The organism is Sulfitobacter sp. GN1-4, from assembly GCF_055693825.1.
Map to the genome: position 1 here is coordinate 3,762,100 of NZ_JBVFUQ010000003.1, position 22,784 is coordinate 3,784,883.

Annotated in this window: 22 protein-coding genes, 1 other RNA gene and 1 pseudogene; 11 read left to right on the forward strand and 13 right to left on the reverse strand. The window is 58.4% G+C overall.

All coding sequences use genetic code 11. From position 1 onward, the window contains the following. Position 1: 1 nt before the first annotated feature. Positions 2-346 carry an ATP-dependent Clp protease adapter ClpS gene (gene clpS, locus ACZ1HM_RS19355; RefSeq protein ID WP_472744236.1) on the reverse strand — a complete coding sequence of 115 codons (345 nt, stop codon included), beginning with the start codon at positions 344-346 and terminating at the stop codon, positions 2-4. A gap of 89 nt (positions 347-435) precedes the next feature. Here clpS and ACZ1HM_RS19360 point away from each other — a divergent pair, with 89 nt between their 5' ends. Together ACZ1HM_RS19360 and ACZ1HM_RS19365 are read left to right on the forward strand one after the other, a co-directional pair. After that, positions 436-1,140, forward strand: a complete 705-nt coding sequence (locus ACZ1HM_RS19360) for an HAD family hydrolase (RefSeq protein WP_472744237.1) — start codon at positions 436-438, stop codon at positions 1,138-1,140. A gap of 229 nt (positions 1,141-1,369) precedes the next feature. After that, positions 1,370-2,857 carry a D-alanyl-D-alanine carboxypeptidase family protein gene (locus ACZ1HM_RS19365; RefSeq protein ID WP_472744238.1) on the forward strand — a complete coding sequence of 496 codons (1,488 nt, stop codon included), beginning with the start codon at positions 1,370-1,372 and terminating at the stop codon, positions 2,855-2,857. On the opposite strand, the gene ACZ1HM_RS19370 is transcribed toward ACZ1HM_RS19365, so the two are convergent. Further along, complete coding sequence (locus tag ACZ1HM_RS19370; protein ID WP_472744239.1) at positions 2,854-3,732, reverse strand: LysR family transcriptional regulator; 879 nt, start codon at positions 3,730-3,732, stop codon at positions 2,854-2,856. The two genes, ACZ1HM_RS19365 and ACZ1HM_RS19370, sit on opposite strands and share 4 nt — an antisense overlap. A 98-nt stretch (positions 3,733-3,830) precedes the next feature. On the opposite strand from ACZ1HM_RS19370, the gene ACZ1HM_RS19375 reads away from it, so the two are divergent. Further along, positions 3,831-3,977 (forward strand): hypothetical protein, encoded by a 147-nt coding sequence (locus tag ACZ1HM_RS19375; protein ID WP_472744240.1) that lies wholly within the window; start codon positions 3,831-3,833, stop codon positions 3,975-3,977. Positions 3,978-3,999: 22 nt separating this feature from the next. Then, complete coding sequence (locus ACZ1HM_RS19380; RefSeq protein WP_472744241.1) at positions 4,000-4,263, forward strand: DUF6552 family protein; 264 nt, start codon at positions 4,000-4,002, stop codon at positions 4,261-4,263. A gap of 25 nt (positions 4,264-4,288) precedes the next feature. On the opposite strand, the gene ACZ1HM_RS19385 is transcribed toward ACZ1HM_RS19380, so the two are convergent. From ACZ1HM_RS19385 to ACZ1HM_RS19410, 6 genes and pseudogenes are all read right to left on the reverse strand, one after another. After that, positions 4,289-5,053, reverse strand: coding sequence for a DUF2189 domain-containing protein (locus tag ACZ1HM_RS19385; protein WP_472744242.1), 765 nt, complete (start codon positions 5,051-5,053; stop codon positions 4,289-4,291). Between the two features lie 73 nt (positions 5,054-5,126). Continuing rightward, on the reverse strand, positions 5,127-6,707 hold the full coding sequence (locus ACZ1HM_RS19390; RefSeq protein WP_472744243.1) for an ABC transporter ATP-binding protein: 1,581 nt from the start codon (positions 6,705-6,707) through the stop codon (positions 5,127-5,129). Continuing rightward, entirely contained in the window at positions 6,704-7,810 is a 1,107-nt protein-coding gene (locus ACZ1HM_RS19395) for an ABC transporter permease (RefSeq protein WP_472744244.1), read from the reverse strand. The genes ACZ1HM_RS19390 and ACZ1HM_RS19395 overlap by 4 nt, the downstream gene beginning before the upstream one ends. Further along, positions 7,810-8,897 (reverse strand): annotated as a pseudogene (locus tag ACZ1HM_RS19400) (microcin C ABC transporter permease YejB). Before ACZ1HM_RS19400 ends, ACZ1HM_RS19395 begins: the two are co-directional and overlap by 1 nt. 9 nt (positions 8,898-8,906) lie before the next feature. After that, positions 8,907-10,835: an extracellular solute-binding protein gene (locus ACZ1HM_RS19405; RefSeq protein ID WP_472744245.1), complete on the reverse strand. Its 1,929-nt coding sequence runs from the start codon at positions 10,833-10,835 to the stop codon at positions 8,907-8,909. 152 nt (positions 10,836-10,987) lie between these two features. After that, positions 10,988-11,488 (reverse strand): c-type cytochrome, encoded by a 501-nt coding sequence (locus ACZ1HM_RS19410; protein ID WP_472744246.1) that lies wholly within the window; start codon positions 11,486-11,488, stop codon positions 10,988-10,990. Between the two features lie 126 nt (positions 11,489-11,614). Between ACZ1HM_RS19410 and ACZ1HM_RS19415 the strand changes: the two genes are divergently transcribed. After that, positions 11,615-12,457, forward strand: coding sequence for a prephenate dehydratase (locus ACZ1HM_RS19415; protein WP_472744247.1), 843 nt, complete (start codon positions 11,615-11,617; stop codon positions 12,455-12,457). An 8-nt stretch (positions 12,458-12,465) separates the two neighbouring features. Here ACZ1HM_RS19415 and ACZ1HM_RS19420 read toward each other — a convergent pair whose 3' ends face one another. Further along, positions 12,466-12,933, reverse strand: coding sequence for an SRPBCC family protein (locus tag ACZ1HM_RS19420; protein ID WP_472744248.1), 468 nt, complete (start codon positions 12,931-12,933; stop codon positions 12,466-12,468). Positions 12,934-12,994: 61 nt separating this feature from the next. Beyond that, complete coding sequence (gene nudC / locus ACZ1HM_RS19425; RefSeq protein WP_472744249.1) at positions 12,995-13,963, reverse strand: NAD(+) diphosphatase; 969 nt, start codon at positions 13,961-13,963, stop codon at positions 12,995-12,997. Between the two features lie 122 nt (positions 13,964-14,085). Between nudC and ACZ1HM_RS19430 the strand changes: the two genes are divergently transcribed. Both ACZ1HM_RS19430 and ffs read left to right on the forward strand, forming a co-directional pair. Further along, positions 14,086-15,963: a 5'-nucleotidase C-terminal domain-containing protein gene (locus ACZ1HM_RS19430; protein ID WP_472744250.1), complete on the forward strand. Its 1,878-nt coding sequence runs from the start codon at positions 14,086-14,088 to the stop codon at positions 15,961-15,963. Between the two features lie 23 nt (positions 15,964-15,986). Beyond that, positions 15,987-16,084: signal recognition particle sRNA small type (gene ffs, locus ACZ1HM_RS19435), an RNA gene on the forward strand. Positions 16,085-16,118: 34 nt separating this feature from the next. Here the strand turns inward: ffs and ACZ1HM_RS19440 are convergent. Then, the gene (locus tag ACZ1HM_RS19440) at positions 16,119-16,469 is read right to left on the reverse strand and encodes a DUF6404 family protein (RefSeq protein WP_472744251.1); all 351 of its coding nucleotides are present in this window, start codon (positions 16,467-16,469) and stop codon (positions 16,119-16,121) included. Positions 16,470-16,645: 176 nt separating this feature from the next. Here ACZ1HM_RS19440 and ACZ1HM_RS19445 point away from each other — a divergent pair, with 176 nt between their 5' ends. The 3 genes from ACZ1HM_RS19445 (at position 16,646) to recR (ending at position 19,462) form a co-directional block, all read left to right on the forward strand. After that, the gene (locus ACZ1HM_RS19445) at positions 16,646-18,391 is read left to right on the forward strand and encodes a DNA polymerase III subunit gamma/tau (RefSeq protein ID WP_472744252.1); all 1,746 of its coding nucleotides are present in this window, start codon (positions 16,646-16,648) and stop codon (positions 18,389-18,391) included. A 50-nt stretch (positions 18,392-18,441) separates the two neighbouring features. Next, entirely contained in the window at positions 18,442-18,786 is a 345-nt protein-coding gene (locus ACZ1HM_RS19450) for a YbaB/EbfC family nucleoid-associated protein (RefSeq protein ID WP_472744253.1), read from the forward strand. Positions 18,787-18,868: 82 nt separating this feature from the next. Then, positions 18,869-19,462 carry a recombination mediator RecR gene (gene recR, locus ACZ1HM_RS19455; RefSeq protein ID WP_472744254.1) on the forward strand — a complete coding sequence of 198 codons (594 nt, stop codon included), beginning with the start codon at positions 18,869-18,871 and terminating at the stop codon, positions 19,460-19,462. Positions 19,463-19,948: 486 nt separating this feature from the next. Here recR and ACZ1HM_RS19460 read toward each other — a convergent pair whose 3' ends face one another. Next, positions 19,949-20,713: a DUF1013 domain-containing protein gene (locus ACZ1HM_RS19460; protein ID WP_472744255.1), complete on the reverse strand. Its 765-nt coding sequence runs from the start codon at positions 20,711-20,713 to the stop codon at positions 19,949-19,951. A gap of 128 nt (positions 20,714-20,841) precedes the next feature. Here ACZ1HM_RS19460 and ACZ1HM_RS19465 point away from each other — a divergent pair, with 128 nt between their 5' ends. Beyond that, positions 20,842-21,486, forward strand: coding sequence for a ribonuclease T2 family protein (locus ACZ1HM_RS19465; RefSeq protein ID WP_472744256.1), 645 nt, complete (start codon positions 20,842-20,844; stop codon positions 21,484-21,486). Positions 21,487-21,763: 277 nt separating this feature from the next. Here the strand turns inward: ACZ1HM_RS19465 and ACZ1HM_RS19470 are convergent, their stop codons facing one another. Continuing rightward, entirely contained in the window at positions 21,764-22,753 is a 990-nt protein-coding gene (locus ACZ1HM_RS19470; protein ID WP_472744257.1) for an NAD(P)H-quinone oxidoreductase, read from the reverse strand. Between the last annotated feature and the right edge of the window lie 31 nt (positions 22,754-22,784).

The following is a 22,784-nucleotide window of genomic DNA, read 5'->3' on the forward strand; positions in this document are numbered from 1 at the left end:
GCTAGTCTTCTTTTTCCATGGTGCACTGCAACGGGTGCTGATGGCGGCGCGCAAAATCCATCACCTGTGCCACCTTGGTTTCAGCGATCTCATGGCTAAAGACACCGACCACAGCGATGCCTTTCTTATGCACAGTCAGCATAATCTCAAACGCTTGCGCGTGGTTCAGCCCAAAGAACCGTTCCAACACATGAACGACAAACTCCATCGGCGTGAAATCATCATTCAGCAACAAGACCTTATAAAGCGGTGGCCGCTTGGTCTTGGGCTTTGTTTTGGTCAGGACGCCGGTTTCGCCGTCGTCATCTTCTGACCGGTCTGCCATCATATGCTGATCAAGGCGCATTGCTGCTCCGACGGATTTGAGTGGATGTAGTGAGTCGCGTTCCGCGTTATATAACCCCTGACAGGGTTTAGAAAAGAGGTTTGCTAAGCATGGCAACACCGCTCACCGCCATTGGGCTGGATGCGGACGACACACTTTGGCAAAATGAACGGTTCTTTGCGATGACCCAGGACCACTTTGCCGATCTGCTAAGCGCGCATTCGGACAAGGACCATCTCATGGCCCGGCTGCTGGCGGCAGAGCGGCGGAATTTGCCGCATTATGGCTTTGGGATCAAAGGCTTCACCCTTTCCATGATCGAAACCGCGATTGAGGTGACAGAGGGCAAAGTGCCTGCCAAAGTCATCTCAGAAATCCTGGATGCCGGTCGCGATATGCTGTCACATCCCATAGAATTGCTGCCCCATGTGGAGCGTACAATTGACGCACTTGGCCGGACCCACAAATTGATCCTGATCACCAAAGGCGATCTGTTGGACCAAGAGCGCAAGCTGGCCCAGTCGGGCCTCAGGGATCGTTTTGACGCGATAGAGATTGTCTCGCAGAAAACGGCTGCGGTTTATGCCGATATTTTTACCCGACACGGCACCGGTGCAGATCAGGGGCTTATGGCCGGAAACTCCATGGCCTCAGATGTGGTGCCGATGATCGCGGCGGGCGGTTTTGGCGTTTATGTCCCACATCAGCTCAGCTGGGCCATTGAACATGCAGAGCCGCCCCTACATTCGGACCGATTTGCTGAGCTTTCAGACCTTGGTGGCCTGCCCGATTACGTCGCGCAAATCAGCCAATGAAAGCGCGAAGCGCGCCGCCACAATCCTGACACATTGCCGCCACATTCGCCTTGGTAGTAGGCGGCAATTGCTGCGCCGCAACATCTGGACAAAAGCAAAACTTCTTTTCCGGTAATTCCCTTTTATCCAAGGGTTTATCGAAAACCCGATCTGTGTTACGTTCCTTTCATAAATAAAAAATGGCCAGCCAAAAAATTGGCGGTCTGAGGCAGAAAAAGGCAGTTTCATCATGAAGGCGCGGCGTATTCCGTCGGCCCGGTTTGGGCTATTTTTCGCAGCTGCAATTTGGCTAATTATTGTGGTTCCGCTCAGCGCGATTGCGGCGCCCTATGCCGCTTACGTGATGGATGCCCGAACGGGCAAAGTCTTGCACGCGCGAAATGCCGACACGCGCTTGCATCCCGCGTCGCTGACAAAGATGATGACGCTTTACGTGGCGTTTCAGGCAATTGAGCGGGGTGAGATATCGCTCGATAGCAAGGTCACAGTGTCCAAAAAGGCCGCCGCAGAACCGCCCAGCAAACTGGGCCTGCGCGCAGGACAACGCATCAAGCTGCGCTATCTGATCCGCGCTGCTGCGGTGAAGTCAGCCAATGATGCCTCAACTGCCATTGGTGAAGCCATCAGCGGCTCTGAGGCACGCTTTGCCCGCCGCATGAACCGCACCGCCAAGGCTTTGGGGATGACCCGCACCACCTTCAAGAACATGCATGGGTTGACCGAAGCAGGCCACCTGTCGACCGCGCGCGATATGTCGATCATGGGGCGGCACCTGCTTTATGATTATCCGCAGTATTACAACCTGTTCTCACGCATCACAGCCGATGCAGGCGTGCGCAAGGTCAGCCACACCAACCGCCGCTTCTTGAATTCCTACAAAGGGGCTGATGGGATCAAAACAGGCTATACCCGCGCTGCTGGTTTCAACCTCACCGCCTCTGCCGAGCGGGGCAAAGAGCGCATTATCGTTACTGTCTTTGGCGGCAAATCAACAACCTCCCGCAATGCCAAGGTGGCTGAGCTGATGGACCTTGGCTTCCGCCGCGCCCCTTCCCGCGCCCCGTTGCGCAAACCGCAAAAGCCGGTCTATGCGGGCGAGGATTTGGCCCCAACGCAACCCGCCACTGTCCCAGGCTCCGTGGCCGGCGGGAAAGGCAAAACCATCCGCTTGGTTGGCGCAGTCAAAACCTCCAAACGGCCCAAGCTGCGGCCAGGGGCAAAAGCGCCTCAGCTGATCGCAGCGGCCCAGGATCCCCTGGTTTCAAACGCCGACATCACAGCCGCCTTGAAAGAGGCCGTCGCCACCCCGCAAGCTGTTGCTACCACAGAAACTGTCGCACCGCCCAAGCCTGCGGTCACCCTCGCCTCAGCGGGCGCATCCGTCCGACCCGCATTGCGACCCAAAAGATTGGCGCAGGCTGTGCCCAGCCAGAAGCAGGTTGTCACTCAGGAAGTTGTCACAAGGATCTCCACCTCCGGTGGACGGCATTGGGGCGTGAACGTCGGGCGCTATCCAAGTCGCTACGCGGCGGAGAAGATCCTGTTGAAAACTGCGCTCGCGGAAATGGCGACGCTTGATGGATCGTTGCGCAAGGTGGTGCGCCGTCCACAGGGGTTTGACGCCAATTTCCTAGGGATGACCCGTGAAACCGCTGATCTGGCCTGTCGCCGTCTGGCTGCGCGCAACATTTCGTGCTTCATGATCGGCCCCGGCTAACAGGCCTGCTGCGCCTCTTTCTTTATCCAGCGGACAAAAGCCTTAACCGATTGCCGTAACACACCCGGTTTGGTGACGATGTGATACCCCGCCTGCGGTGTTTCTTCCATATGCAGCACGCGCAGCCGTCCCGCCGCGATATCGCGTTCCACAAAGGTGCGGACAGTGACGGCCACCCCCTGCCCGTCGCGGGCGCCATCCAGCAACAGGTTTCCGGGCACCTGCAAGAACCCCTTGGCCATCTTGGGCACGCCAAAACGCGCCAGCCAACGTGTGCTTTCTGAGGTGCCGAACTCTTCTAGCCAGGGGAAATCGGCCAACTGCTCCAACCTGTCAAACGGCGCATCGCCTACCAAGGACGGAGCCGCGACAACGACCATGGGGGATTGCACCAGCATCTCGGCCTCTACCCCCGGCCAAGGGCCCTCCCCATAGCGCAAAGCGACGTCAATGCCGTCAGCGGTCAGCGCCACCACATTGGCGGATGGGTCAATCATCAAATCGACCTGCGGATGCGCGGCACGAAATTTGGGCAACCGTGGCATCAGCCAGGACGCGGCAAAGGTAGGCGTAGTGGAAATATGGAGCGGCCGCGCCTCTTGCTCACCCGTGATGTCCGCGACCACATGCGCCATGTCACCGAAACTTTGCAGCAACACCTGCGACAACCGTTCGCCATCTTCGGTCAAGGTCATGCTGCGCCCCGATCGATCCACCAGCGCAGCGTCGAGGTGTTTTTCCAAACTACGCAACTGCTGGCTGATGGCCGCATGGCTGACGCCAAGCGCCTCCCCTGCGGCAACAACATTGCCGGTTTGCGCAAAGGCGGCAAAGGCTCTTAGCCCTGAAAGCGGCGGCAGGCTGCGCCAATCCATATTAAATCTCAGCTTACATAATGAGAATTACGATGACTCGCATTATTCCCATTTTTACTCACATATAAAGGCACAAACTTCAGCCGAAAGGAAAGATCATGTTAAATATCTTTGCCACCACCTTTATGACCGCAACCCGCAGCGGCTGTGTCGAAATGCGCGAAGTCCGCCCTGCAAAAGACACTTCACGCCGCCGCTGGCTGCGCGGGCCCAAGACGGTTTGCGTTGATCCAAGCAAGCTCTGAACCCACCTGAAAGAGCAGACAGATGTCAGACACGCCCACCTCTCTCCCCCAACTGCGGCGCATGGATCAGGCAACAAATGCCATGATCCTGAAATGGATCGCTTCGATCTTTCAGATCCTGGGCTATTCCGCCACCGCATTCGCGGTCACACCGTTGAACGTCTATTTTTTTCTGGCCGGTTTGGTTGGATGGTTCATCGTTGGCGTGCTCTGGCGCGACAAGGCCATCATGTTGATCCACATGGTGGCCTTGGCCGCAATGGCGGCAGGGTTGGCAAGCAGCTAGAGCGGTCTTGGGGTTTGCCCTGGCCCTACCGCGTCACCAGCCGGTACAAATGCCATGTCGCATGTCCAAGGACAGGCATGGCAACAAACAACCCCAAGAATAAGGGCAACATCGCTAACAAAGTGACCAGTGCGATAAAGATGCCCCACAGGATGTAGGGCACCGCTGCCCCCCGCACCGCAGCGATGGAGCGCAACAGCGCGCTGACAAAATCCACATCGCGGTCCAGCAGCATCGGCATGCCCAACACGCTGATCGCAAACACAAAGAGCGCGAAACCCGCCCCGACCGCACTGCCAAAGCCCAGCATTGTCAGGCCTTCGGTGGTTAGAAAGATCTCCAATGAGGATGACACCCGCGTCATTGGGGACAAGCCCATGAACAGCGCAAAGATCATGTGGCCCAAAAAGAACCAAAACAAAAAGGTGACCACAATGATGGCGGACAACCAGGGCAATTGCCCCACGCGCAGGGCCCAAACATGCGCGAAAACAGGACCAAAGCGCGTATCGCCCCCTTCGGCTCGCCGGATGCTGAGCTCATAGAACCCAACCGCTGCCAGCGTGCCGACCAAGGGAAAACCCATCACGGCCAGGATCAGCCAGAAGGTATGCCCGGTGGCGTAGGTGATCCAGGCCATCAGCAGGCCTGTCACGACAAAGAAACTGGCAAACGCCAACCCTGCCGCAGGCATCGCGGTGAAATCTTGCCAACCCAAGCGCAGCGCGGTGCGGAAATCCGCGCCTGTGGGCGCGCGGACGGGCGGGGGCCCATGTGGTTTATCAGTCATGAGGACAGTATGCCGCAGGCTGCGCAACCTCGGAAATGATCTGGATCAAGTCGGCACGCGGCAGCAACAGGCTTCAGGTTGCCGCCTGCAGCAGGGTGCGGGTGTAATCCGTCTGCGGGCGGTCATAGAGATCTTCGGTGGTGCCGTATTCAACCACGTCACCCCGTTTCATCACCAACACCTTGTGGGACATGGCACGCACCACTTTCAGGTCATGGCTGATGAACAGATAGGCCAGCCCATATTTGCGCTGCAATGCGCGCAACAGCTCAACGATTTGCACCTGAACCGTCATATCCAGCGCTGAGGTCGGCTCATCCAACACCAGCAGCCGGGGACGCAAGACCATGGCACGTGCAATCGCGATCCGCTGCCGCTGCCCGCCCGAGAATTCATGCGGATACCGGTCCATGGTCGCAGGGTCGAGGCCGACTTCTTCCATCACCTCATGCACCAGCGCACGTTGATCGCGGTTCGGGTCCACGTTGTGAATATTCAACCCTTCGGAGATGATCTGAAAACAGGTCATGCGCGGGCTGAGGGAGCCGAAGGGATCCTGAAACACAATCTGCATGTCCTTGCGCAGCCGCCGCAATTCACGCGTGGACCACCGCCGGATGTCTTGATCCAGAAAGGTGATCCCACCCTCAGACGCAATGAGCCGCATAATGGCCAGCGCAAGCGTTGTCTTGCCAGAACCGGATTCGCCCACGATCCCTAGCGTTTCGCCCGCACGCACCGACAGGGTCGCGTCATTTACGGCCTTTACGTGCCCGACAGTGCGGCGCAAAAGCCCCTGCTGGATGGGAAACCAAACCTTCAAATGATCTGTGCTTACGATCTCTTCTGCGCGTTCAGGCACCGGTTCTGGTTGGCCCGTCGGCTCCGCCTCAAGCAGTTTACGGGTATAAGGATGTGCCGGGTTTTCAAAGATGGCCTGAGTTGGCCCCTGCTCCACAATCTCACCCTGTTGCATCACGCAAACGCGGTCCGCGATGCGACGCACGATGCCAAGATCATGGGTGATGAACAAAAGCCCCATGCCCTCGCTCTGTTTTAGCTCGGCCAGCAGATCAAGGATCTGCGCCTGGATGGTCACATCAAGCGCTGTGGTCGGCTCATCTGCAATCAGCACATCGGGCTTATTGGCCAGCGCCATGGCGATCATCACGCGCTGGCGTTGCCCGCCAGACAATTGATGCGGATAGGCGGACAGCCGTGTTTCGGCATCCACAATCCCGACTTTGGTCAACAGCTCAAGGATGCGCCCCCGCGCCGCCTCACCGACCACCCCCTGATGCAGGGCAAGGCTCTCTCCCAGTTGCTTTTCGATCGTGTGCAGCGGGTTGAGCGATGTCATCGGCTCTTGGAAGATAAAGGAAATGTCGTTGCCACGCACCTTGCGCAACAGGGCGTCATCCGCCCCGATCATCTGCTGACCATCATAGGTGACGGAGCCTGAAACCTCAGCACTGTCGCCCAGCAAGGACACCGTAGACAGCGCAGAGACTGATTTACCGGAACCAGATTCGCCAACCAGCGCCACCGTCTCACCCCGTTCCACCGCGAAGGAAACGCCTTTCACCGCTTCGCTCAGCTTGCCATCCTGACGGAAGGCCACCCGCAGGTTTTTCACATCCAACAGCGCTGTCACGAAAAGGTCTTTCTTGGGTCGAACGCGTCGCGGATGCCTTCAAAGATGAAGACCAGCAACGACAGCATGATGGCAAAGGTAAAGAATGCCGTGAAACCCAGCCACGGTGCCTGAAGGTTCTGGGTGGCCTGCAACGTCAGCTCACCCAGCGACGGGGCAGAGGACGGCAGGCCAAAGCCCAGATAGTCCAGGATCGCCAGGGTTGAGATGGTGCCGGTGATGATAAAAGGCAGCATGGTCAGGGTCGCCACCATCGCGTTGGGCAGCATATGGCGGAACATGATCGTCACATTCCCAACCCCCAAGGCCCGCGCCGCACGAACGTATTCCAGGTTCCGGGCGCGCAGGAATTCAGCCCGCACCACCCCCACCAGTGACGTCCAACTAAAGAGCACCAGCAAAAACACCAACAGCCAGAAACTGCGCCCCAGGATCGCGAACATGATGATGATGACATATAGCGACGGGGTGGAGGACCAGATCTCAATGATCCGTTGAAAGATGAGGTCAAGCCATCCGCCAAAAAACCCCTGCACCGCCCCCGCGATCACCCCGATCAGAGAGGCAAGCCCGGTTACGATAAGCGTAAACAGGATCGACAAGCGAAAACCGTGAATGACGCGGGCCATCACATCGCGTTTCGTCCCGTCTGTACCCAGCCAGTTCTGCTCATTCGGTGGCAGAGGGGCCGCACCTGGGCGATCCACTGCGGTGTTGTAGGAATAGGGAATGATGGGCCAGACCGTCCAACCCTTGGCGATCTCTTCGCCCTCAATCACGCCGTCTGCGGCATCTTCGATATAGGCTTCGGGATCGTCAAAACACAGATCCAGCCCGCCCGTGACGATCAAACACTCCACCTCAGGGTCGCGGTACACGGCCTCTGTCTGGAAATCGCCACCGAACTCAGTCTCAGCGTAGAAGTTGAAGATCGGCATGTAATACTCCCCGCGATAGTTCACGAGGATCGGTTTGTCGTTGGCCACAAACTCAGCCATGAGGGAGATGCCAAAGAGCACCGCGAAAATCCACAAGCTCCAATAGGCCCGACGGTTGCGCTTGAAGTTGCGCCAGCGGCGTTGGTTCAACGGAGACAACGCCATCAGCCCTCCCTCCGTTCAAAATCAATACGTGGATCAACCAGAACATACATCAGGTCCGACAGGATGCCGACCAGCAGGCCGATAAGACCAAAGATGAAAAGCGTTCCAAACACGATGGGGTAATCCCGTGCGACCGCGGCCTCAAACCCCAACCGTCCCAAACCATCAAGTGAGAAGATGGTTTCAATGATCAGCGACCCCCCAAAGAAAACGCCAATAAACACCGCCGGGAACCCGGCAATCACGATCAACATCGCATTGCGAAACACATGGCCATAAAGCACCTGCCGCTCTGACAGCCCCTTGGCCCGCGCGGTCATGACGTAGTGTTTCTTGATCTCATCCAGAAAGCTGTTCTTGGTCAGCAGGGTCAGCGTGGCAAAGGCACTGATGGTAGAGGCCAGAACCGGCAGTGTGATGTGCCAGAAATAGTCACCGATCTTACCCAGCAAAGACAGCTCTTCGAAGTTGTCAGATGTCAGCCCCCGCAGCGGGAAGATTTGGAAATAGGACCCCCCGCGAAAAGCACCAACAGCATAATGGCAAAGAGAAACCCAGGGATCGCATAGGCCACGATGATGGCACCCGAGGTCCAGGTATCAAAGCTGGTCCCGTCCTTGATCGCTTTGCGAATGCCCAGCGGGATCGACACCAGGTAGGCAATCAACGTGGACCACAGCCCCAGGGTGATGGAGACGGGCAGCTTTTCCTTGATCAGATCAATAACCCCGATTGAGCGGAAATAGCTCTCTCCGAAATCCAGCCGCATGTAGTTCCACATCATGTTGAGGAACCGCTCAACGGGCGGTTTGTCAAAGCCAAACTCACGCTCAAGCTCTTCAATGAACTCCGGCGGCAGGCCCCGCGCGCCGACATAGGTTTCATCGCCCGTGGGCAATTCTGTATCGCCTGCATCATTGCCAGGCCCCGCGAAACCGCCAAAGACGTCGCCGCCCCCTTGGATACGGGCGATGGCCTGTTCCACCGGGCCTCCGGGTACAAATTGGACCAGCGCGAAGTTGATCAGCATGATGCCAACCAGTGTTGGAACAATCAGCAATAGCCTTCGAAGGATGTAGGCGCCCATGGGTGTGGCTTACCTCAATGCGCCAGCTTCGCGCAGGGCCGTAGCCTTGTCCGCGTTGTACCACCAGAAATCGAGATAGCCCAAAGCGTAGGCCGGTATCGTTTCGGGATGTTCAAACTGATCATAATAAGCGACCCAATGGGCATCGTTGTACCAAAGCGGGATCATAAAGAACTCATGCCGCAGTGCCCGGTCCAAGGCCACAAGGGTGACATCGGTTTCTTCCTTGGTCTCCATCCGCTGAGAGGCTTCGATGATTTCATCGACCAGCGGACTTGCCAGACCGGCAGGGTTGAAGACGGAAAAGGCAGCCGCCTCTGATCCATAAGCCTGCTGCAGACCGCCGCCTGTGCTGAGGAAAGGGATATACCGGTCAAAGACCAGATCGTAGTCACGATCCCGTTCAAGGGTTGTGTACTGCGCGGCGTCGACCTTTTCCAACACGGCTTCGATGCCCATCGTTTCAAGGTTTGAGATGAAATTCTCAACCACCGCAGAGAGGGTCGCAGACCCCGATGCGTTCAACAGGAAGGTGAGCTTTAGCGGATCGCCTGCCGCATTGCGGCGCTTGCCATCATCGCCAACGGCCCATCCTGCAGCATCCAACAGCTTCATGGCTCGGCGGATGTTACGTCTGTCCAACAAACGGTCCGCGCTGGAGGTATGCGGCATCCGCGCCTCTGAGGTCAGCATCTCTTCTGGCACCAAATCACCAAGGCTTTGCAGGAACTCAAGCTCTGCCCCTTCGGGCACACCCGATGCCATCACTGGCGTGTCCTGAACGAAAGACGCCCGCTGTTTGAACAGCCCAAACTGCAAGGATTCGTTGGTCCACTCAAAATTGTAGCCCAGCGCAATCGCTTCACGCACCCGCTTGTCTTTGAGCACCTCACGACCGAGGTTGAACACAAAACCCGTCGGGACGGGCGGCGCGCCATCTGGCAGCTCTTTTTTCAGAACAAATCCGTCTTCAACTTTCGGAAAGGAATAGGCCGTCGCCCATTGTCTGGAATTCCCTTCCGCACGGAAGGTGTATTCACCGGCCTTGAAGGCCTCAAAGGCGGAATTCTCATCACCGAAATACTCAATCCGGATTTTGTCGAAATTGTTCCGCCCTTTGTTGAAAGGCAGGTCGTTGCCCCAATAATCCGGGTTGCGCTTGTAGGTAATGCGGCGGTTCACGTCGATTTCATCGACCATGTAGGCCCCTGACCCGGGTGAAATCTCAAGCCGGCTTTCATCCAGCCGCGCGCCGGTTTCTTCGTACCACTTCTTGGACCAGACCGACATGCCGCCCACAACCTCAACCAGGCTACGGCGGGAGATGCCCGGCGTGAATTCGTATTTGATGGTGTGATCGTCGATAACTTCGATGTTCTGGATGCGCTTGCTGACCGCATCCGCATAAGACCGCAGGCCCTGATCCAGGATCAATTGCTGGCTGAATGCCACATCGTGTGCGGTGACCGGCGTTCCATCCGAAAACCGCGCCTCCGGGCGCATGTAGAAGATCACCCAGTTCTTGTCGACATCGTATTCCAGGCTTTCGCACAGCAAACAGTAATACTCGGCATAAACATCCGCCGGTGCGGCAGCATTCACACCTTCGCCCAAAAGGCTTTCGTACATCACGGATGACAGCGCCCCGGCCCGACCTTTGCGGCTATAGGGGTTCATGGAATCAAAAGTGCCAAGCGTGGCCAGCGAAACCTCTCCCCCTTTGGGCGCGTCAGGGTTCACATAGCTGAAATGCGGGTAATCCGCCGGATAGCTCAGGTCACCATAGAACGAATAGCCATGGCTCTTGATCGTCTCAACCTCGGCCTTCGCGGCCCCGGACAGGATCAGCCCAGCCCCCACAAATCCAAGCCCCATCCATTGAAGCCAGCGCCGTGTTGGTGGTTCCACGGATGATGCGGCGCTTTGTGGTCTGGGCATTTGGCGGGTCCTCCATGTCGCGAAGCGTCTGTGCGTTGATGTAAGCTACTGGGGCCGCCTGCCAAGACACAAGTTGCGAATATGTTATCTTCTGAAACATGCGCACAAAAAAGGCCGCTCAAGGCGGCCTGTTCTGCAATTATGCGGTCACATCACTCTGATGTGCCGGAAAGATACGCGATCAGGTTTGCTTTGTCGGCTGGCTTCTTCAAACCAGCAAAGCCCATTGTGGTCCCTGGGGCCCATCCTTTGGGGTTTTCCAGAAAGCCGTAAAGCGCTTCTTCGGTCCAGGCACCGTCGATACCGCTCAGCGCGCCGGAGTAGCCAAAGCCGCCCACTGCGGCAATGTCACGTCCCACAACACCGTTGAGGTGCGGGCCGACACCGTCTGTGCCGTCCAGCTTGTGACAGGCGCTGCACTTGCGGAAGACACCTTCGCCTTTGCTGGCGTCTGCATCCGCAAGCAGCGCGGCCACATCAATCTCTTCTTCAGGCTCGGCAGGCTCTGCGCTTGCAACTTCAATCACGTAAGAAGGATCGCCATGCACGTCGGCGTGATAGATTTCTTCCGCCGCCCATTTTCCAAGCAGCAAGATCAGCCATGCGCCAAAAAGGCCACCGCCGATTTTTGTGAGGGTCATAGTGTCGAACATGGCTGGGGTCCGTAAGTTATTCCGAGGCTTCTTCCTGGCGGTTACTATTGCTTTCCCTCGGCCCAAGCAAGGTGTACTTACCGCGACCAATCGCCCAGTGAGGCATTAATACCAAGGATTAATCCCGTGTCTGATGAAAACGCCCCACGCATCGCATTTCAGGGGGCTTTAGGGGCCTACAGCCATGAGGCGTGCCTGCAATCTCGACCCAATATGATTCCCGTCCCCTGCACGACATTTGAAGGCACCATTCGGGCCGTGAAAGAAGGCCGCGCAGATTTGGCGATGCTGCCGGTTGAAAACACGACCTACGGGCGGGTGGCCGACATTCACCGACTGCTGCCACAAAGTGGTTTGCACATTATTGACGAAGGGTTTGTGCGCGTGCGCATCGCTCTGATGGCCCGTCCCGGCGTCGCTATGGCCGATGTTAAACACGTGCGCGCGCACATGGTTCTACTGCCACAAGCACGCAGTTTTCTGGACGCCAATGGCATCACGTTTGAGGCCGCCGCAGACAGCGCAGGGGCCGCCGAAGAACTGGCTCAGGCCAAAGGATCAACAGAAGGTGTCTTGGCCAGTGCGGTTGCCGCAGACATCCATGGTCTAAATGTGCTTGCCGAAGGGGTGGAAGACCTTGATCACAACACCACGCGGTTCTTGCTGATGTCGCCCGAAATCGACACCAAGCCGCGCGGCGACAAGATGCTGACAACCTTCGTCTTTCAAGTGCGCAACATTCCCGCGGCCCTCTACAAGGCCATGGGCGGGTTCGCCACGAACGGCGTCAACATGATCAAGCTGGAAAGCTATATGGTCGGCGGCTCATTCACGGCCACGCAGTTTTACGCAGATATCGAAGGCCATCCAGATGATCCGCCCGTCCAACGGGCGCTGGAAGAGTTGCGGTATTTCACCCATGAGTTGGACATTCTGGGCGTCTATCCCGCGCATCCTGATCGCGGGTAACGCCGACGCTAGCTAAGCCGCGCGTACCGGTCTTCCATGCCTTTGGCATATTCCGCAACACGCAGTTTGAACTTTTTGGTCAGCGAATTTTTAGCCAGCTTCAGCGATTGAACCAACAGTCGTGCGGAAAGATTGATCGGTTTGACCTCCAGTTCCACATGCACACGCGTCCGGGTCCGGGACAACGCGATCAGCTCAAAACAGGTATGGCTCTGCATGCCGGGCGACGTCCCGGTGAGTTTGATTTCATAGGGTCGTTCAAACGCGACCATCTCCAGATCAAGCGTGCGGGGTTTGCCCCGCATCTCAAAACCGGCGCGCCAGCTCATGCCGACACCGGGCTCTCTTAGGGTGTCGGTCCGCTGCACCTCGGCCCCGCGCCGCATGGCAGATCGCTCAAACGCTTCAAAGTCACAGAACATATCAAAGACCGCATCAATCGGCGCGTCGATATCTTCATTGGTGGAAAATTTCATACCAGGAACCCTACAAACTACGGCGCTGGACCGCCGTTAACTTTTTGTTAACAGAATCGCCTCAATCCAGCGTGTCTGCAAGCCAATTTTCCAACAAAAAATGCGCGATGGCCCCCTTGCGCGCAGGGAGAATCTCGCTGTGGTTGCCGGCAAAGATATCCATCATCTCCTCGCGGTTGATCCATCTGGCATCTTCAATCTCAACCGGATCAATGTTGATGTCCTGGCTTAACGCCGCACCGTAACACCCAAACATTAACGAGGCCGGAAAGGGCCAGGGTTGACTTGACAGATAAGACACCTCGCCCACACGCACGCCTGCTTCTTCAAACACCTCACGGCGGACAGCGGCCTCAAGTGTTTCGCCCGGTTCTATAAACCCCGCCAACAAAGAATACATCCCCTGTGGCCACCCCGGAGAGCGTCCCATCAGCACCGAATTTGCGTGCGTAATCAGCATGATCACAACCGGGTCGGTGCGTGGAAAATGGCTCGCTCCGCAAGCGGGGCATTTGCGTTGCCAGCCCGCCTGCACGATTTCAGTCGCACCGCCGCACCGCGCGCAAAAGCGATGTGTTTCGTGCCAGCCAAGGTTCGCCTTGCCGGTCGCCGCCAGCTCTGCATCCCTTGGCGACAGCCAGGTCATCGTCCGGCGCAGCTCCGCAAACACCAGCCCCGGCGCCAAGGTCGGATGGGTCTGCTCGCTTGGGTCCAGAAACCCACCCAGCAAGGCGGGGTCCAACCCATCAGGCTGCCAGGCAGAGATGTCATAGCCAAACCGCGCGGCGCCCTCTTCGCGTCCCAAAAGCACGGGTTCCTCAACCGCTTCGCTCAAAATAGGATGGTCCATCGGCAAACGCGCCAAAGCTGCAGGGCGTTCGCGCTGGATCAGCGGTTTGCCACGCCAGAACACAATGGCACGGGTGTCGGCCGCGTTCCGCGCAAAACGGACAATGCTGGGATCATCCCGAATCTCTCCGGCCCGATCCAACCCAGATCCGCCAAAGGTCACCTCTTCTGCATGGCGCATAGACTATCTCCCTCAAATCACTGACGTCTCCCCTCGCATAAACAACCGCTGATCAACAGCCTTGAAAGTTTCAAGTTGTGGATGTCTAATGCAATGCAATCCTTGGTTGCTATCCCGGTTTTATGAAGCACGACCAAAAAGCCCTGACGGCACCGCTTCGGCATGCCAGACCATCCTCGTCGGAGGATGCGACCCTGCACGCGTTCACCTTGCGTATTCTGGGCACAACGGACATCCACCAAAACATGGTGGGCTTCGACTATATCCGCGACAGCCCCGGCAAGCATTGGGGCGTGGCGGGGCTTGCGACCTTGATCCAGCAGGCGCGCAAAACGGCACACCAGGCGGGCATCATGTGCCTGCTGTTTGATAATGGCGATATGTTGCAAGGGGCGGGCATCGAAAGGGAGTTCCTGAGCCTGCCGGTCAATAAGACGCACCCGATGGTCTCGTGCCTGAAACATCTGCGCTATGACGCTCTTGGCATTGGCAACCATGATCTTGATCACGGTCTGCCCTATCTGGAGGCACTGGCCGAGGCGACCCCAACGCCAATGATCTGCAGCAACCTGTGGTTTTCACGCCCGTCCCCTATCAGGCGCAGCGTGCTCATTCAAAAAAGGGTTCCGGGCCAGCCACAGCACCACATTTCAATCGGCGTGATATCGGCCCTTCCCGAACAAACCGCAGTCTGGAACGCCCGCGAACTGGGCGCAGAAGCCACAGTCGCGGCCGCCGCCCAGGCCGTATCGGATGAGGCTGCAATCCTGCGCGAAAAAGGGGCCGACCTGGTGATTCTGTTGGCTCATATGGGGGTAGAGGCGCAGCTGGCAGGCAACCGGTTTCAGGATGATGCGCGCAATCTTGCAGGCCTTCCCGGTATTGATGCGCTCTTTCTCGGTCATACCCACCGCCGCCTGCCAGGTGCCGATCACGCGGGCCTTGAGGGCATTGATACCAAACGCGGGGCCCTTTCCGCCCGGCCATCGGCCATGGCCGGCTACGGCGCCTCTGACCTTGCGGTGCTGGACCTGAACGTCGCGCAAGACAAATCCGGTCAGTGGCAGGTGCGCGATCATGACAGCAGCCTTGTGCCCAATACCGAAAATGCCCAACCTGACCGGGTGATCAGAGCGCTGTGCATGGCCTCTCATAGCGCGACCCGCACCTCCTTGGCCTTGCCCTGCGGGTTCTTGCGCCAGCCGCTTCACAACTTTTTCACCCTCGCCGTCCCCACCTCCACCTGCGCCCTGGCCGCCTGTGCCAAAGCAGATGTGGTCGCCAAAGGGATCCGGGGAACGGAATACGCCGACCTGCCGCTTCTTGCAGCTGTTTCAGCCCACACAGCGGGCGGGCGGGGCGGGCCGGACAACTACCTGCACCTGCCAGGCGGCGCGATCTTCAAAAGGCACCTGATTGGGCTCAGCCCCTTTTCCAACGGCATCTGGGGCCTGCGTGTCACCGGCGCCGATCTGCACCGCTGGCTGGAACACGCCGCCAGCGTCTATTCCCAGCTTCAGCCAGGCCAGCCGCAGATCCCGCTTTTGCGGCCAGAACGCCCACCATTTGATTTTGATACGATCTTTGGCCTCGACTACCGCATCGATCCCCGCCACCCCATCGGCAGTCGGATCAGTGAAATGCAGCTGCACGGCACCCCCGTCCACCAGGATCAGGCGTTCATTCTGGCAACGACAAACTTCCGTGCCGTCGGCGGTGGCGGCGGTCAGGCCTTCGGCCCCGAACAGATCATCTTTCGTAGCGACATCACGCCCTTTACCGCCATTGAACAAACGCTCAGCCACCACCGCTTTCGTTATCCTCTGCGCGCCCGACCATGGGCCTTTGCACAAGGCGCGCAGCTGCAGGCGGTCTTGCACCTGCCCACGGACGCGCTGCCGTTTATGCGGGAAATCTCGCATCTGTCGCCAGAGCTTCTGGGCCGCAACAGGGAAGGGTTTGTGCAGGCACGCATCACATTGCCCGGCTTGCACTTTTAGCCACGCCCGCCTATGTAGCGTGCTGAGAGGTTGGTGCGGGCAAGCGCCTCGCCAACCCGGTCAGATCCGGAAGGAAGCAGCCGTAACGGGTCCCGCTTGGGTCGTTATCAATCTCTCACCAGGATCCGTCAGGGTCAGCCTTTCCCCACACTCCGCTACAGCGCATCCCACGGGGTCAGCCCGTATTTTTTGCGGCCTCTGGCATAGTAAATCGCCATCCAAACCCCAAAAATCAGCCCTGCAATGGCTGAGGCACCGACCGCTGCCAGCACTGTGAAGTCTTCTGCGCGCCAACTGAAGAACCACATCAAAACGCCCCACACCACGCCAAACCACAGCGCATAGCCCAGAACAATCGTCCCGAATCGCGCGTAATGCGGCGGACGCGCCTCTACGCCCAAAGATCGCAAGTTGCGCAACAGCGGCGGCGTATGGTTGGATTTCCACATATCTGTGGCCTCCAGCTCTGCCATCGCGGCCACAAACTTGCGTTCATACTCACTCATCTCAATGCCTCCGATCGGGCGGCGATTTTGCTGATCAGCTACAAAAACCCGCCCTCAAAGACTACGGAAAAACAGCGCCTCAAACAACGCAGTAGCGTCGCGACACAACTGGTTTACGCCGCTCACCCCTGCCCCTAGTTTATAGGTCTGATCCGAATCCCCCGCTGAGAGCTTTCATGTCTGACGCCCAAGCCTACCGCGTGCTCGCACGTAAATACCGACCAGAGACGTTCGTCGATTTGGTGGGCCAGGACGCCATGGTGCGCACCCTGAAAAACGCCTTTGAAGCCGACCGCATCGCGCAGGCGTTCATCATGACGGGTATTCGGGGTACCGGCAAAACGACCACCGCACGTATCATCGCCAAAGGGATGAACTGCATCGGTGCCGACGGCACCAGCGGCCCCACAACGGAACCTTGCGGCCAGTGCGAACATTGCACCGCAATCATGGAAGGCCGCCATGTCGATGTGATGGAAATGGACGCGGCCTCCAACACGGGCGTGGCCAACATTCGGGAAATCATCGACAGCGTGCATTACCGCGCCGCTTCTGCCCGCTACAAAGTCTACATCATCGACGAAGTGCACATGCTCTCTACCGGTGCCTTCAACGCGCTTTTGAAAACGCTGGAAGAGCCGCCCGAACACGTCAAATTCATCTTCGCTACAACCGAAATTCGCAAAGTACCTGTCACCGTACTGTCGCGCTGCCAGCGCTTCGATCTGCGCCGGATTGAGCCTGAGGTGATGATCGCACTCTTACGCAAAATCGCCTTGGCAGAAGGCGCTGAGATTGCGGATGATGCCCTGGCGTTGATCACACGCGCCGCAGAAGGCTCCGTGCGGGACGCGCTGTCTCTCTTGGATCAAGCGATCAGTCACGGCGCTGGTGAAACAACCGCCGATCAGGTGCGCGCGATGCTGGGCCTGGCGGACCGTGGCCGCGTGCTTGATCTTTTCGACATGATCCTGCGCGGTGACGCAGCCGGTGCGCTCACCGAACTCTCCGGCCAATACGCGGACGGTGCTGATCCCATGGCCGTGCTGCGTGACCTGGCCGAGATTACCCATTGGACCTCCGTGGTCAAAATCACACCCGCCGCTGCCGAAGATCCTACGATCTCTCCAGAAGAACGCAGCCGGGGCCAACAGATGGCCGAAGCCTTGCCAATGCGCGTCCTCACCCGGCTGTGGCAGATGCTGCTGAAAGCCCTGGACGAAGTGGCAAGCGCACCCAATGCGATGATGGCCGCTGAAATGGCCATTATCCGGCTGACCCATGTGGCTGATTTGCCAAGCCCGGAAGAACTGGTGCGCAAGCTGCAAAACACCACGCCACCGCCCGCTCCAACCGGCACGCCAACGGCACGCGCGCCCGCGTCTTCGGGGGCCGAGGCTGTGGCCCAGGCGCAATCCCGCATGGCCAGCAGCCCCGCCGCCTCAGGCCCGGCCACCGCGCTGGCCCAGGACACCGCCGCAGCTTTGGCGCGCTTTCCCACGTTTGAACATGTCGTCGAGCTCATTCGCGCCAACCGGGACGTCAAATTGCTGGTTGAGGTTGAAACCACCCTGCGTCTGGCCGCCTATCAACCCGGCCGGATTGAGTTTGTCCCCACCGAAAAAGCCCCCCGCGATCTGGCCCAACGCCTGGGCCACCGCCTGCAAGGATGGACAGGCAACCGCTGGGCGGTCAGCATTGTGAACGAAGGCGGGGCCGACACCATCGCCGAAATCCGGGATGCCAAAGAACTGTCGCTGAAATCCAGCGCCGCGGCCCACCCCCTGATGCAGGCCGTGCTGGAGGCTTTTCCAAAGGCCAAAATCACTGCCATCCGCACCCCCGATGACATCGCAGCCCAGGCCGTCGAAGACGCCCTGCCCGAAGTCGAAGATGAATGGGATCCCTTTGAGGAGGATTGATCCCGCCCGTTCACGCCCGCATATAGGGGCAACCAGATAAGGAGAGAGCAATGCTCAAAGGACTTGGCGCGCTTGGCGATATGGCCGGCATGATGAAAAAGGCCCAGGAAATGCAGGGCAAAATGGCCCAGATGCAAGAGGACATGGCCAGCATCATGGTTGTGGGCGAAAGCGGCGCAGGCCTGGTCAAGGCCACTTGCACCGCCAAGGGGGAACTGAAGGGCCTCGACATCGACCCCTCCATCTTCAATGGCGATGACAAAGAAGTGGTTGAGGATCTGATCCTGGCCGCCATCAAAGACGCCCAGACCAAAGCCAACGAACGCGCCCAGGAAGAAATGGCAAAACTGACCGAAGGCATGGGCCTGCCGGCAGACATGAAACTACCTTTCTAACTGGCAAGAGGGTGGCAGGGGGCCACCCTGCGCTTCATCTTTCCAATATAACTTCATCCCCCCTCACCGCACGAGCTGTCCCTTGAGTTCAACCCGCGAAATCGACGCTCTGATTGAGATGATGGCCAAGCTGCCTGGGCTTGGCCCACGCTCTGCCCGGCGCGCGGTTTTGCATCTGATCCGCAAACGCTCTCTGCAACTGACGCCCTTGGCCGATCTGATGCAGACGGTGGCCGCTACCGCACGGGAATGTCTGAACTGCGGCAACATCGGCACTGCTGATATCTGCGACATCTGCCAAAGCGACAAACGCGCCAACGGTGAACTTTGCGTGGTGGAAGATGTCGCAGACCTTTGGGCGATGGAACGCGCGGGCATCTTCAAAGGCCGCTATCATGTCTTGGGCGGCACCCTCTCGGCCCTTGATGCCATCGGCCCGCAAGAGCTGCGCATCCCGCGCCTCATTGACAGGGTAGCGACCGAGAACATCACCGAAGTGATTCTTGCGCTGAATGCCACCATCGACGGCCAAACCACGGCCCACTACATCGCGGACCAGCTGGAAGGTCATGTCACGCTCACCTCCCTGGCCCAAGGCGTTCCCATTGGGGGAGAGCTTGATTACCTTGATGACGGCACGATCACAGCTGCCATGCGGGCGCGCAAAACGCTTTGATCAGGGCGGATGCCTGGCCGTTGGCTTGATCCGCTCACTCCAATCACCAACAACGCGTCACCCGATACCGGGCACCTGGCCCAACCTACTGAAATCTCTGGGCCCAGGCGGATGCATCCGGTGCAAGCTGTCGCAGCAGCGCTGCACCTACCCTCTCACACAAAAACCAAAGGGACAAAAAAAGTGGCCGCCTGCCCCTCCCAAAGCAGACGGCCCACTACCGCGACGCATCACAATCCGAAAAAGCACGCATCAAGCGGTAGAAAACGAAAATTCAGTAAAAATCCCTAATGTGCGCACATCTGGCGGCGAACCAGCGTGTCCAATCTCTCCCTGTGGATTACTTTGTTGCAAGTTCCACAGGCAACCGCAAGCAATTTACGAGCAGGGCGAGAATTAATCCCCCCGCCCTGCACTTATGACCACGCGAGGAGAAAGGTTCGGCACAGCGGCCCGGTCACAGGCCGCCATGCTGAAAGCACGCGCTTAGGTCTTGGCGTCGTCCTCATCCGCGTCACCGCCAGAGGGCAGCGAAAAGAAGCTGTCGGCGTCGGCATAGTTGCCCGCATCGTCGTCTTCCGTCATATCCGCGTCATCGCCAGACAGGGTAAAGGTTTCCAACCCTTCGATCGCCGTTGGGATCTTGGGCTCGGCCTCCATCTCCAGGCTCTGCTCGGTGCTGACGAGCTTGCGCCGTTCATCATCGCTCATCACTTCGCCATCCGCTGCCTTCTTCGCGGCGGCCTTTTGCACGGCGGCGTCCAGCTCAGATTGCTTACACAGCCCCAAAGCCACCGGATCAATCGGCTGCAGGTTGGAAATGTTCCAATGCGTCCGCTCACGGATCGCCTGAATGGTGGGCTTGGTTGTGCCGACAAGTTTGCCGATCTGGCCATCCGTCAATTCCGGGTGGAATTTGACCAGCCACAAAATGGACGCGGGTCGGTCCTGGCGCTTGGACAGCGGGGTATAGCGTGGACCGCGCCGCTTTTCTTCGCCCTGCGCTGCAGCGTTGAATTTGAGCTTCAGCTTATGCAGCGGGTTGGACTGTGCCGCATCAATCTCATCCTGGGTCAGCTGGTTGTTAGCAATCGGATCAAACCCTTTGACACCGGCTGCCACATCGCCATCGGCAATGCCTTGCACTTCCAACTCATGCATCCCGACGAAATCCGCGATCTGCTTGAAACTGATGGTGGTGTTATCAACCAGCCAAACAGCTGTGGCCTTTGCCATAATCGGCTTGCCCATGATGATCTCTCCTTTGCGAACACAATTTTCCCGTCGCCTGAAAGGCTGTCTCGGAGGTCCGAAACGGTTTCCATTGTCGGGGAACTTGCGCGCGTTATAGTCAGCGCCACGCCATAAGGAAAGACCCAATGCGCATCCTGCAAACCCTCCTCACCACGATCCTGCTGAGCCTGGCGCTCCCGGTCAGCGCCGAAGGCGAACGGGCGGGTGATTTTGATTACTACGTCGTCTCACTCAGCTGGTCGCCCAACTGGTGTCTGCGCGAAGGCGATGCGCGCAACTCTCCGCAATGCGCGCGTGGCACCGGGCATGGATGGATCCTGCATGGGCTTTGGCCACAGTTTCATAGGGGCTACCCATCCTTTTGCAAAACCGCCGAACGCCCGCCGTCGCGGCGCATGACGGCTGACATGGCCGATATCATGGGCACCAGCGGCCTGGCCTGGCACCAATGGCGCAAACACGGCACCTGCACCGGCCTGTCGGCCCCGGCCTATTACGCTTTGTCGCGCGAAGCCTATGGTAAGATCATCAGACCCGAGATTTTCCGAAAACTCGACCGTCAGGTAAAACTGCCCGCCGCTGTGGTGGAAGAGGCCTTTTTGCAGTCAAATCCTACAATGGAACCTGACGGCGTCACCATCACCTGCCGCGCGGATCAAATTCAGGAGGCGCGGATTTGTCTGTCCAAAACGCTGACGCCGGTGCCCTGCGGTCAGGATGTGGTGCGCGATTGCCGGATGGAAAAAGCGCTGTTTGCCCCCGTGCGCTAGGATGCTGACCTACGCCGCGCGGCCAAAGTGACGGCAGGGGATCAAACCCGAAAGAGCGTAAGGTTTCATTAACCTCGTTGAGGCACTTTTACTGGGCGGGACGTGCCACCATTCCAATGGCGGCGTCCGGCATCAGTAGCATAGTCCTCTTCTTCACCTTGGGGGAGCGGCGCGTCAGCGTCCTCCCCCTTTCAATGCCTGATACCGCTGAAAGCACTGTACTCAGATCTGGCTTTGCCAAACCCAAATATCATATCGCCGCCATGCTTGCCGTTGACTAACCCGCGCCAACTTCCAGCACGATTTTCCCGATGTGCCCGCTGCTTTCCATCCGCGCATGCGCCGCTGACGCCTCTGCCAGCGAATAGCTGCTGTCCATCACCGGGGCGACTTTACCCGCATCCAGCAATGGCCAAACCGCCTCGCGCAGCTCTTGGGCAATACGCGCTTTGGCGAGGTCACTTTGCGGGCGCAGGGTGGATCCGGTCATGGTCAGCCTGCGGGTCATCAGGAAGGCGAAATTCACCTCAACCTTCGGCCCCTGCAGAAAGGCGATTTGCACCAGACGCCCGTCCTCCGCCAATGTCTTGAGGTTGCGCGGGATGTAGGCACCGCCCACCATATCCAGGATCAGATCCGCGCCCCCTTCGGCCTTCATGACATCGACAAAATCCGTGTCACGGTAGTTGATCGCAGCCTCTGCCCCCAGATCCAGACAGGCCGCACATTTTGCATCCGTACCCGCAGTTGCAAAGACACGCGCGCCAAACGCTTTGCCCAATTGAATGGCCGTCGTACCAATCCCGGACGATCCGCCATGCACCAAGAGACGCTCACCCGCTTTCAACCCGCCGCGCATGAACACATTGGACCAGACGGTGAAAAATGTCTCAGGCAGGCAAGCGGCTTCTTTCAACCCCATGCCCGCAGGCACAGGCAAACAATGCGCCGCAGGCGTGGCCACATATTCCGCATAGCCACCTCCGGGCAGCAGAGCACAGACCTGATCCCCTTCCGCCAGATCCGACACGCCCGCCCCAACCGCGACAACGGTGCCCGAGGCTTCCAACCCCGGCAGATCGCTGGCCGTGGGCGGTGGGGCATACATCCCCGCACGCTGCAAGGCATCAGGCCGGTTCACCCCGGCATAAGCGACCTTGAGAATGACCTGTCCGTGCTCGGGGCTGGGCACCGGCCGCGTCACCAGTTGCAGCACATCAGGCCCACCCGGTTCAGTGATTTCAACAGCGCGCATCGTTTCGGGCATTTGATCATCCTTCCTGCTCGTCCGTGGCGGG

What these genes read in the sequence shown, in the direction of transcription:
- ACZ1HM_RS19370 (WP_472744239.1), bottom strand. Translation starts at nt 3,732, where the DNA reads ATGGATTGGCGCAGCCTGCCGCCGCTTTCAGGGCTAAGAGCCTTTGCC.
- ACZ1HM_RS19460 (WP_472744255.1), bottom strand. Translation starts at nt 20,713, where the DNA reads ATGGGCAAGCCGATTATGGCAAAGGCCACAGCTGTTTGGCTGGTTGAT.
- ACZ1HM_RS19470 (WP_472744257.1), bottom strand. Translation starts at nt 22,753, where the DNA reads ATGCCCGAAACGATGCGCGCTGTTGAAATCACTGAACCGGGTGGGCCT.
- nudC (WP_472744249.1), bottom strand. Translation starts at nt 13,963, where the DNA reads ATGCGCCATGCAGAAGAGGTGACCTTTGGCGGATCTGGGTTGGATCGG.
- ACZ1HM_RS19405 (WP_472744245.1), bottom strand. Translation starts at nt 10,835, where the DNA reads ATGCCCAGACCACAAAGCGCCGCATCATCCGTGGAACCACCAACACGG.
- ACZ1HM_RS19465 (WP_472744256.1), top strand. Translation starts at nt 20,842, where the DNA reads ATGCGCATCCTGCAAACCCTCCTCACCACGATCCTGCTGAGCCTGGCG.
- ACZ1HM_RS19365 (WP_472744238.1), top strand. Translation starts at nt 1,370, where the DNA reads ATGAAGGCGCGGCGTATTCCGTCGGCCCGGTTTGGGCTATTTTTCGCA.
- ACZ1HM_RS19375 (WP_472744240.1), top strand. Translation starts at nt 3,831, where the DNA reads ATGTTAAATATCTTTGCCACCACCTTTATGACCGCAACCCGCAGCGGC.
- ACZ1HM_RS19410 (WP_472744246.1), bottom strand. Translation starts at nt 11,488, where the DNA reads ATGTTCGACACTATGACCCTCACAAAAATCGGCGGTGGCCTTTTTGGC.
- ACZ1HM_RS19385 (WP_472744242.1), bottom strand. Translation starts at nt 5,053, where the DNA reads ATGACTGATAAACCACATGGGCCCCCGCCCGTCCGCGCGCCCACAGGC.
- ACZ1HM_RS19420 (WP_472744248.1), bottom strand. Translation starts at nt 12,933, where the DNA reads ATGAAATTTTCCACCAATGAAGATATCGACGCGCCGATTGATGCGGTC.
- ACZ1HM_RS19440 (WP_472744251.1), bottom strand. Translation starts at nt 16,469, where the DNA reads ATGAGTGAGTATGAACGCAAGTTTGTGGCCGCGATGGCAGAGCTGGAG.
- ACZ1HM_RS19450 (WP_472744253.1), top strand. Translation starts at nt 18,442, where the DNA reads ATGCTCAAAGGACTTGGCGCGCTTGGCGATATGGCCGGCATGATGAAA.
- ACZ1HM_RS19360 (WP_472744237.1), top strand. Translation starts at nt 436, where the DNA reads ATGGCAACACCGCTCACCGCCATTGGGCTGGATGCGGACGACACACTT.
- clpS (WP_472744236.1), bottom strand. Translation starts at nt 346, where the DNA reads ATGCGCCTTGATCAGCATATGATGGCAGACCGGTCAGAAGATGACGAC.
- ACZ1HM_RS19430 (WP_472744250.1), top strand. Translation starts at nt 14,086, where the DNA reads ATGAAGCACGACCAAAAAGCCCTGACGGCACCGCTTCGGCATGCCAGA.
- ACZ1HM_RS19395 (WP_472744244.1), bottom strand. Translation starts at nt 7,810, where the DNA reads ATGGCGTTGTCTCCGTTGAACCAACGCCGCTGGCGCAACTTCAAGCGC.
- ACZ1HM_RS19445 (WP_472744252.1), top strand. Translation starts at nt 16,646, where the DNA reads ATGTCTGACGCCCAAGCCTACCGCGTGCTCGCACGTAAATACCGACCA.
- ACZ1HM_RS19380 (WP_472744241.1), top strand. Translation starts at nt 4,000, where the DNA reads ATGTCAGACACGCCCACCTCTCTCCCCCAACTGCGGCGCATGGATCAG.